8 protein-coding genes are annotated in these 9,343 nt (G+C 68.9%); 2 read left to right on the forward strand and 6 right to left on the reverse strand.

All coding sequences use genetic code 11. The annotated features are described in order from the left end of the window. Nucleotides 1-114: 114 nt before the first annotated feature. Both ACFYRX_RS39050 and ACFYRX_RS39055 read right to left on the reverse strand, forming a co-directional pair. Nucleotides 115-771, reverse strand: a complete 657-nt coding sequence (locus tag ACFYRX_RS39050) for a DUF6230 family protein (RefSeq protein ID WP_389110825.1) — start codon at nucleotides 769-771, stop codon at nucleotides 115-117. A gap of 651 nt (nucleotides 772-1,422) precedes the next feature. Beyond that, on the reverse strand, nucleotides 1,423-2,400 hold the full coding sequence (locus ACFYRX_RS39055; RefSeq protein ID WP_389110828.1) for a tetratricopeptide repeat protein: 978 nt from the start codon (nucleotides 2,398-2,400) through the stop codon (nucleotides 1,423-1,425). 232 nt (nucleotides 2,401-2,632) lie between these two features. Here ACFYRX_RS39055 and ACFYRX_RS39060 point away from each other — a divergent pair, with 232 nt between their 5' ends. After that, entirely contained in the window at nucleotides 2,633-3,256 is a 624-nt protein-coding gene (locus ACFYRX_RS39060; protein WP_389110830.1) for a TetR/AcrR family transcriptional regulator, read from the forward strand. Here the strand turns inward: ACFYRX_RS39060 and ACFYRX_RS39065 are convergent. Together ACFYRX_RS39065 and ACFYRX_RS39070 are read right to left on the reverse strand one after the other, a co-directional pair. Continuing rightward, nucleotides 3,246-3,578 (reverse strand): DUF3817 domain-containing protein, encoded by a 333-nt coding sequence (locus ACFYRX_RS39065; protein ID WP_389110833.1) that lies wholly within the window; start codon nucleotides 3,576-3,578, stop codon nucleotides 3,246-3,248. The genes ACFYRX_RS39060 and ACFYRX_RS39065 overlap by 11 nt on opposite strands. Nucleotides 3,579-3,642: 64 nt before the next feature. Beyond that, nucleotides 3,643-4,152 carry a MarR family winged helix-turn-helix transcriptional regulator gene (locus ACFYRX_RS39070; RefSeq protein ID WP_389110836.1) on the reverse strand — a complete coding sequence of 170 codons (510 nt, stop codon included), beginning with the start codon at nucleotides 4,150-4,152 and terminating at the stop codon, nucleotides 3,643-3,645. 147 nt (nucleotides 4,153-4,299) lie between these two features. On the opposite strand from ACFYRX_RS39070, the gene ACFYRX_RS39075 reads away from it, so the two are divergent. Then, a complete protein-coding gene (locus ACFYRX_RS39075) occupies nucleotides 4,300-5,289 on the forward strand; it encodes a glycoside hydrolase family 6 protein (protein ID WP_389110838.1) in 990 nt (329 codons plus the stop codon). A 4-nt stretch (nucleotides 5,290-5,293) separates the two neighbouring features. Here ACFYRX_RS39075 and ACFYRX_RS39080 read toward each other — a convergent pair whose 3' ends face one another. Next, nucleotides 5,294-7,267, reverse strand: coding sequence for a galactose oxidase-like domain-containing protein (locus tag ACFYRX_RS39080; protein ID WP_389110840.1), 1,974 nt, complete (start codon nucleotides 7,265-7,267; stop codon nucleotides 5,294-5,296). 3 nt (nucleotides 7,268-7,270) lie between these two features. Beyond that, nucleotides 7,271-9,031: a glycosyltransferase family 2 protein gene (locus ACFYRX_RS39085; protein ID WP_389110843.1), complete on the reverse strand. Its 1,761-nt coding sequence runs from the start codon at nucleotides 9,029-9,031 to the stop codon at nucleotides 7,271-7,273. Nucleotides 9,032-9,343 lie beyond the last annotated feature (312 nt).

Genomic DNA, 9,343 nt, shown 5'->3' on the forward strand with positions numbered 1-9,343 from the left:
TGCGGCGTTGCTCTTGATGAGGGTGTTACGCGAAGAATGTGGGGGATGTGAAGGCGACGAGCGAGAGATGGCGGGCGGGGGACCGTAACGGCTCCCCCGCCCGTCACTGAGCGCCTAGTAGCACTCGACTCCCTCGCCGCTGCCCCAGCTCAGCCCCATGTGGAGGCCGGACAGCTTGAAGGTGGCGGCCGTGGTGGCCCACGCCGTCTGCTTCACATCGGTCAGCACGGCCTTGTCGGCCTGCTGAGAGAACCCGAACGGGCTGGACTGCTCCCCGCTTCCGTACTTGGGCTTCGGGGTGTTCCCGCTGGTGGTCCCGGCGGGGACGCCGATGTTGATGCCCGAGAACACGGCATCCTTCGCGTCCAGGTTGGCGACATCGATGTAGATCTTTTCGGCTTCTACATCCGTGCCCTTGTCACCCGCGGTCAGCTTCAGGGTGACCGACTTGTTCAGGAACGGAACCGGGGTGACCACGGACTGACACAAGTCGGTGATGGTGGCGCGGTCGAACGCCGAGACCGACACCGGGTGCGCCTGGTCGCTCTTGCCATCAAGACTCTTGCCCGTGTCTATGGCGCCGTACTGGTTCATGTCGTAGCCGACGAGCTGGCCGGCCCGGACCTTGAACTCCTGCCCCGACACACTGAACGACGCGGCAAGTGCGCCCTGCGCGAGGGCGACACCTATCACAGCCGTGGCGGCAACGCTGGGCACCATCACCACAGCGAACCGCTTCCATCTTGTCCCGCCACGCACCTGGGACTCCATATTTCCTCCTTCTCGGACGTACATCTCCTGGCCCTGACTGCCCTGTCGAAAAGGACGGCTCAGCCGGGCAGGGATGGGAGAAGTGCTACGTCCTCGGGAAGGGGAGCGCCTGCACTCGGAGGCGCGAACCGCGCACCGATCACCGGCGATCACCCCCGAGCGACAACCACTGGTCGCGCCTGACGCACATCACGCACAACCTTGCCGGACAGGCTTCGCCGGATGAGCGAAGACCCCCCTGTCCGAGAGCCGGCGCACCTGCCGCCGACCCCGCTCGGTGGGGACCCAAATAATCCCGTCGCCCGACCGGCTGTCGGGGTACGGGAAAGGACCGAGCGTCGCCGATCGTGGTGCATTCTCGCCGCCCGCACAAGGGGCTTCGTTACTCAGTAGTAACGGCCGGATAACCGAACAACGACCCACTGGTCTCGGTCGGCGACGCTGGGTGGCAACCAGGGGGAGGGCAAAGCGGTTGATCGATGGACAGAATCCGACAGATCAACGCCTCTGGCTTACTTGAAGTAACAGCGGCCGCGATTACCAAGTTTTGGTAAAGCGCGGCCGCAGTGGACCTTCTCTGTCAATTTTTTCACTCCGGCATCACATGCCGTGGTGTTTAACGACTGGTCAGAACCGGGGTCCTCGCCCCGCTCAGAACAGCGCCCGCGCAAGCGCCCGCCGGGCCGCCGACACCCGCGGATCATCGGCGCCGACCACCTCGAAGAGCTCAAGGAGCCTCAGCCGTACGGCATCCCGGTCGTCGCCGGCCGTGCGCCGCACGGTGTCGATGAGCCGGCCGAACGCGTCCTCGACATGGCCGCCCACCAGGTCCAGGTCGGCGGCGGCGATCTGCGCCTGTGCGTCACCGGGATTCTCGGCCGCCTCCTGACGCGCCCGCTGCGGGTCGAGCCCCTGCACCCGGTGGAGCAACTCGGCCTGGGCGAGCCCGAGTTTGGCCTCCGAGTTGCCCGGGTCGTCGCTCAGTACGTTCTTGTAGGCCTGGACGGCTCCGCCGAAGTCCCCGGCATCCAGGGCGCGTACGGCGGCTTCGAGGAGCGCGTCGTACGGGCCCACCGGCACGGTCGCGGGCTGCGGGGCGGCGCCCGCCTCGGCGTCCGGGTCGACCGTGAGGCCGGTCAGCCCGAAGCGCTCCTCGGCGACCTGCACCAGCTGGTCCAGGGTCTGCTGGATCTGCTCCTTGCCGGCGGCACCCTGGAAGAGCGGCAGTGCCTGGCCGGCGACGACGGCGAACACGGCCGGGATGCCCTGCACCCCGAACTGCTGCATCAGCATCTGGTTGGCGTCGACGTCGATCTTGGCGAGGAGCAGGCGTCCGTTGTACTCGAGGACGAGCTGCTCCAGCACCGGGCTCAGCTGCTTGCAGGGCTCGCACCACTCGGCCCAGAAGTCGATGACGACCGGGACCTCGCTGGACCGCTGGAGGACATCGCGCTCGAATCCCGCCTCGTCGACGTCGATGACGAGATCGGCCGGGGAGACGGCACCCGGGCCGCCGCCCTGCCGCGCCGCTTCGGCGCGCGCCTGCTCCGCCTTCGCCTTGGCCTCCTGGGCCGACTTCACCGCGGCGAGGTCGACGACTCCGCTCATGGACATGTTCCGTGGCTGCATGCGTCCATCCTCCCCCGAGCGCGCGCGTCTGTGAAAAGCGATGTGAAAGCCGGTCGTGCAGCGCGGCCCTGACGCCGGGTCCCCACCCCGCGCCGTGCGTGCCGTCACCCGCGTACGTCCTCGCGAGCTTAACGCTACGAGTCGTAGCGTAATGGCACTGAACACCTACCCGGTACCCCACCCCGGTGATCTCCCTCACTGCGACACGGGAACCGCCGGTTATGGTCGTGGGATGCAGAGCCGCAGCCCCGTCCCGCGCGCCGCAGGGCGCCCCCGCAGCGCCGCCGCGGACACCGCGATCCTCGCCGCGACGCGGGCGGCGCTGGTGGAGCTGGGCTGGTCGAAGCTGACGCTGGGAGACGTGGCGACGCGAGCCGGGGTCGCCAAGACGACCCTGTACCGCCGCTGGGCCGGCAAGAACGAACTCGTCGTCGACGCGGTGGCCGAACTCTTCGACGAACTGGAACTGCCCGACCGCGGCACCCTCGCCGCCGACATCGAGGGCGTGGTCCTGCAGTTCGCGGCGATCCTTGCGCGGCCGGAGGCACGGAACGGGCTGATGGCGGTGGTGGCGGAGTCGTGCCGCGACGACGCACTGCGCGAACGCATCCGTTCGTCGATCGTCGACCGCCAGAAGCGCCTGGTCCTTCAGGGCCGGGAGCGCGCCCAGGTGCGCGGCGAACTGCCCCCCGAGTCCGACCCCGCGGAGGCGGCCCGCACGGTCGACCTGATCTTCGACATGGTGGCGGGTGCGGTGGTCCACCGCACCCTGGTGAGCGCGGAACCCGTGGACTCGGCCTGGGCCCACGGCTTCACCGAGGTCCTGCTGAGGGGCCTGGCGGGAGTTACGCCTTGACCGGTGTCGGAGCGGCGTCCGCGATCCTGCCCTCGAGCTCGTGGGTGATCTTCCGCTCGACGAAGAAGGCGGCCGTGGGGATGGTGCCGGCGATCAGCACCCACGCCAGTTTGCCGAGGGGCCACTTGGCCTTGGAGCCGAGATCGAAGGCGAAGACCAGATAGATGATGTAGAGGAAGCCGTGGACCTGGGAGACGACCAGAGTGACGTCCTCGCCCTTGCCGAAGCCGTACTTGAACACCATGCAGGTGCACAGCACGAGCAGCATGACGGCGGTGACGTAGGCCATCACCCGGTAGCGGGTCAGCACGCTTCGTTTCATGGATATGAGCGTAACCACCCGCTCCGGGAGATCTTGGCCCGGGTCGCCCCTTCCCGGCCCCGGGTCACTCCTCGTCGAAGTCCCGCGCGGCGACCCTGAGCGGTCGCAGCATCGCGAAGATCTCCGCGCACTCCTCGGCGTCGTACACACCGAGCCCGAAGTCCATCGCCATGAGGTCACGGGTGGCGGCCTCGACGACCTCACGGCCCTTGTCGGTGATGGAGGCGAGGGTGCCGCGCCCGTCGTTGGGGTTGGGCCGCTTGTCGACCAGACCGGACCTCACCAGGCGGTCCACGGTGTTGGTCACGGAGGTCGGATGCACCATGAGCCGCTCGCCGATCTTCGACATGGTCAGCTCCCCCGCCTTGGAGAAGTTGAGCAGCACCAGCGCCTCGTACCGCGCGAAGGTCAGTCCGTACGGCTTGACGACCGCGTCGACCTCGCCGAGCAGGATCTGCTGTGCGCGCATGATCGAGGTGATCGCGGACATGGACGGCACGTTTCCCCAGCGCTGCTTCCAGAGCTCGTCGGCGCGGGCGATGGGGTCGAAGGGAAGACTGAGCGGCTTCGGCACGGCATCGACCTTACCGGCCGGTCACATGCTGGTCAGCACCGTCTCGTCCTTCGGTCCACGCCCGTCCGGACCATGTCCCTTCCGGGATGAAACCCTCACTTATGTCACGATTGGTGACCGACTGTCACCTCCGCCCCAGGGAGCCGCATGTCCCGGCTGATCCACGCCCTCGCGGCGCTCGCGGTGCTCGGGCTCGCGGCGGGCTGTTCCTCGCCCGAGGTCGGCGAGGCCTCCATCGCGGGCGCCGCCTCGAGGAAGGCGGACGTGGCCCAGCCGTTCTGGGTCGACCCCGCGAGCTCCGCCGCCCAGCAGATCCAGTTGTGGCAGCGGGAGGGCCGCACCCGGGACGCCGCACTGCTGGAGCGGATCGCCGACGAGCCGGCCGCGCTGTGGCCGGCCGGCGAGATCGACCCCGCCCCGGTGATCAGGGCGGCCACCGCCTCGGCGTCCCAGGAAGGACGTACGGCGCTGTTCGTGGCGTACAACATCCCGCACCGGGACTGCGGCCAGCACTCCGCGGGCGGGGCCGCCGACGCGGACGCCTACCGGGCGTGGATCGGGAGCTTCGCCGAGGCGCTGGGCAAGGCGAAGGCGCTGGTGGTGCTCGAACCGGACGCGGTGGCGCACACCGTGGACGGCTGCACGCCCGGGGAGTACGCGGCCGAGCGCGAGCAGCTGCTCGGGGAGGCGATCGCCCGGCTGAAGGAGCAGCCGAACACCAAGGTGTACCTGGACGCGGGCAACCCGGCCTGGATCCGGGAGCCGCGCGAGCTGGTCGACCCGCTCAGGCGGGCCGGCATCGCGGACGCCGACGGTTTCTCGCTGAACGTCTCCAACTTCCAGACGGACGCGGCCACCAGGAAGTACGGCCTGCGGCTCTCCGGCGAACTCGACGGGAAGCACTTCGTCATCGACAGCAGCCGCAACGGCAACGGACCGCTGCCGGGCGCCTGGTGCAACCCGCCCGGCCGGGCGCTTGGCACCCCTCCGACCACCGACACCGGCGTGCCCGCCCTGGACGCCTATCTGTGGATCAAGCGGCCCGGGGAGTCGGACGGCACCTGCGCGGGCGGCCCCGACGCCGGTTCGTGGTGGCCGGAGTACGCCCTGGGGCTGGCGCACAACTCGCGGGGCTGATGCTTCACTTGACCTGGAGCCACTTCGCTTCGGACGGCGTGCCGTCCGCGTCCGTCACGAACAGCATGTACCAGCCGGGCGGTACGAGGGCGCGGTCCTTCGGCACCTCGACCGTCACCGAGTCCGCGTCCTTGGTCAGACCGAGCTCGATGGACCGCTGCTCGACGTCGGTGGTGTGCGTGACCGCGCTGGGACGCATCAGCCGGGCCTTGACGATCCGCTCGGGGTGATCGGTCCGGTAGGTGGCGCGGTGGCGGGAATCGAGCAGCCGCGGACCGTTCTCCAGTGCGGGCCTGCGGCCGGCGTTGCGGTGCAGTGCGGGCGGGGTGAAGATCTCCATGCGCTGCTCGAAGTGGCCGAGCTTGGTGTTCTGCTGGTCGTCGAAGAGCGGGTCGGAGCCGAAGGTGGCGACCCTTCCGTCGGGCAGCAGCAGTCCCTCGGAGTGGTAGTTGCGGCCGACCGTAGGGGCCGCGGCCTCCCGGAAGACGTTGCCCTTGGGGTCGTAGAACTGGGCCTTGAGGATGTTGCTGGCGCTGCGGCCGCGGTAGTCCGCGGAGCCGTTGGAGGTGAAGACGGTGTCGTCCGGCATGATCACGCTGTTCAGGTAGCGCGTGCCCTGCGGGAGGTCGGGGCCGTCCTCGAAGACGGGGTTGTCCTTCTTGAGGTCGACGACGGCCGTACGCGGGGTCGACCTCCTGGACTCGCCGACGCCTCCGCCGCCCAGGATCATCACCTTCTGGTCCTGCGCGGGCGGCAGGAGCAGCGAGGCGGAGGTCTCGGTCTCGTCGGAGTCCCGCAGGCCGCCCACCTTCTTGAAGGTGTTGGTCTTCAGGTCCCACAGACCGGGCTCGCGGCCCCGGTCGGCGGGGCCGTAACCGGCGTTGGAGGCCGGGTAGAAGAGCTTGCCGCCCTTGGTGAGGAAGAGCGCGGGATAGGTCGGGAAGTAGCGCTTGGGGCCGCGCGTCCACTTCTTGGTCTTCGGGTCGTAGATCTCGTTGTCGCCGGGGTCGATGACGCCGACGTCGTCGAGGCCGGACACGGCGAGGACACGGCCGTCGTCGAGGCCGACCAGGGTCGGGTACCAGCGGGCCTTGTCCATCGGGGCGACCGGGACGTACCGCTCGGCCGTCGGGTCGAACTCGTAGGCGGCGCGGATCCCCTGGAAGTCCTGCTTGTCCATGGTGATCTTCTCGCTGAGCCCGTACGTGTTGTCGGCGTCCTTGCCCTTCAGGCCGACGACCTCGTACTGCGCCTGCTTCTCGGTGACCGACATCGGCCCCTTCTCGGCGGCCTCGACGAAGACCCGGACCTCGCTCGCGGTCACCTTGGTCTGCCAGGGCTGCATCACCCCGGCCCGGTTGTAGGTCACCTTCTGGGTGCGCTTGGCCCTGGGGACGGTGACGTCGAACCGGCTGACGTACTCGACTCCGGCGGGCGAGCGGAAGCGGGTGCCCTTCTTCAGGAACATCGCCTTGTCGGGGTTCTCGTTCTTGACCCGCATACCGCCGCCGGCCCGGTCGAGCTCACCGTCGAGGAGCTCGTAGCGGGCGGTCCCGCCGGCCACGAGGAGGCGGCCGTCGGGGAGTTGGGCGTGTCCGGAGCAGAAGAAGTCGTCGGGGGTGGGGATCTTCTTGAAGGTGTTCGCCTTCGGGTCCCACAGAACGGTGTCGAAGGACCCCTCGTCGAACTTCTTCTGCTCGTTGCCCGACCCGGCGACGATCAGCACCTTGCCGGTGTGCAGGAGGGCCGCGTGGATGGCGTTGGTGCGGTACCCCTCGGGGATGTCGATCCGGCTCCAACTGCCGTACTTCGCGCGGTACTCGGGCTGGGCGATCCGGTAGGCGTGGTACTTCTCGCCCGCGAGGTCGAGCGCGGCCGGGGCGTTGAGTCCGGCGAGGAGCGCGATGCCGCCGATGCCGAGGACGGTCTTCTTGGTCTTCTTGGTCTTCTTCGTCTTCTGGGACGGCTGGTAGGCCATGGCCTAGTTGCCCCCTGTCGTGGTGCCGGAGCCGGAAGAGGAGGTGGCGAGGGCGGGTTCGTCGACGACTCTCGGTGCCGCGGGGAGCGTCTGCCGCTCCCTCAGCAGCGTCGAGACCCACACCGCGACCGGAGCGAGCGCGATCGCCATGGCGAGGACCGCCCAGGTGCGCATGGCCGCGTGCGTGTGGCCGAGGACGACCGAGGCGGCCAGGGAGACCGCGAGGAGAACCGCCCAGCACAGGTGGATCCGGAAGGTCCACAGCCGGTCGGGGCTGGTGTCACCGCCCTTGGGGGTCACCACGAAACGGCTGGGCTTCCTGATGAGCGCCTCGCCGAAGGACTTGAGGTAGATCGGCGCGGCCAGGGCCGACATCGCCATGCCCGCGAGGCCGCCGGAGCCCTCCGGCTCGTGCGGGGAGACGTTGTGGCGCCGGTTCCAGAGGTAGAGCCCGATCTGGAGGGCGGCCGCGTCGCTGTAGAGCATCAGCCAGACGGAGGCGGCGACCTGGGTGCCGGACGCGCCGAACCAGAGGAAGAGGAAGCAGCTGAGGATGCCGAGGAACCAGTTGACGGCCGTCATCGGGTAGTAGACGAGCATCAGGGTGTACGAGAACAGGCGGCCCGGAGGCATGGTGAAAGGCGCCTTCCAGTACTGCTTGAAGAGCGTCTCGTACGTCCCCCTCGACCAGCGCATCTGCTGGGTGAAGAAGTCGGTCCAGGAGGCCGGGCCCTCGCCCACGGCCACCACGTCCGGGGTGTAGACGGACCGCCAGTGCGTGCCCGTCACCGGATTCCGGCGCCGGTGGAGTTCGAAGCCGGTGGCCATGTCCTCGGTGATGGAGTCGTACAGACCGCCGATCTGCTTCACGGCGGCGACGCGTACGACGTTGTTGGTGCCGACGAACATGGGTGCGCGGTAACGGTTGCCGGCCCGCTGGATCAGCGCGTGGAAGAGGAACTGCTGGGACTCGGCGGCCTTGGTGACGGGGTTGTGGTAGTTGCCGTACACCTGCGGTCCCACGACGAAGGCGACGTCCGGGTCGCGGAAGTACCCCATCATCCGCTCCAGGAAGTTCGGGAGCGGGACATGGTCGGTGTCCACGGAGGCGAAGAACTCGTAGGCGTCGCCGTGCATGGCGATCCACGCGTTGTAGTTGCCGTGCTTGGTGCGGGCCTTGTGGACGCCCTTGGTCCTGTTCCACTCGGGGACGCCGTGGCGGGTGAAGTGACGGACTCCGAGCTCCGCGCACAGGGCCTTGGCCTGTTCGTCGTCCCCCTCGTCGAGGAGCCAGACGTCCAGGGGGCCGGTGTGGGTGATCCTCGTGGCGCCTTCGAGGGTGGCGCGGACCATCGCCAGGGGTTCCTTGCCGGGGACGTACGTCGTCAGGAAGGCGACGCGGGTGCCTTCTTCGGGGACGACAGGAACGGGGTCGCGGGCTACGAGGGTGGCGTGGGCGACGGAGGCGACGTTGACCACCATGAACAGTTCGATCAGGCCGATGGCTATGAGCATCACGACATCGAGGCCGACCATCCAGCGCGCCCCGCCGTCGCGCTCCACCCAGTGGCTGGGCCAGACGAGGTAGACGAGGAGGGCCGCGGTGAGGAGCGGCGCGAGACACATCAGCAGGACGGCACGTATTCGGCGGGGCTCCCTCGACAGCAGCGAGGTGTACTGCACCCGGTACGCCGACCCGTCCGGCTCCGTGAGCGGCCCGGCGAGTCGGCTGTAGGTGTCGTAGTCGTAGCCCTCCGGCCGCACGGTGCCCTCCGGTTGAGTGAGGAGTGATCGACCCTTGCAGGGGATTCGATATCCACACAAAAGTGGAGATCCTGCGAGATGGCGACCCGGGGGCGTCCAGCCGAGTGCCTCCGGCGGTCGGCGGGTGCGGGTCCGGTGGGGGCGGGCGTTTTGCGCAGTTCCCCGCGCCCCTATAGGCCCGTGGGTGGGTCGGGGCCGGGGTGGGGGGTGTCCGTCCTCGGTCCGGCGGCTCGGCTCCTTGAGCAGTGCTCGGTTCCGGACGCCGGCCGCTGCGGGCGCACACCCCCCACCCCGTCCCCTTCCCGCCGTCGG

Source organism: Streptomyces sp. NPDC005374 (assembly GCF_042872225.1).
In the GTDB taxonomy this organism is placed as follows: domain Bacteria; phylum Actinomycetota; class Actinomycetes; order Streptomycetales; family Streptomycetaceae; genus Streptomyces.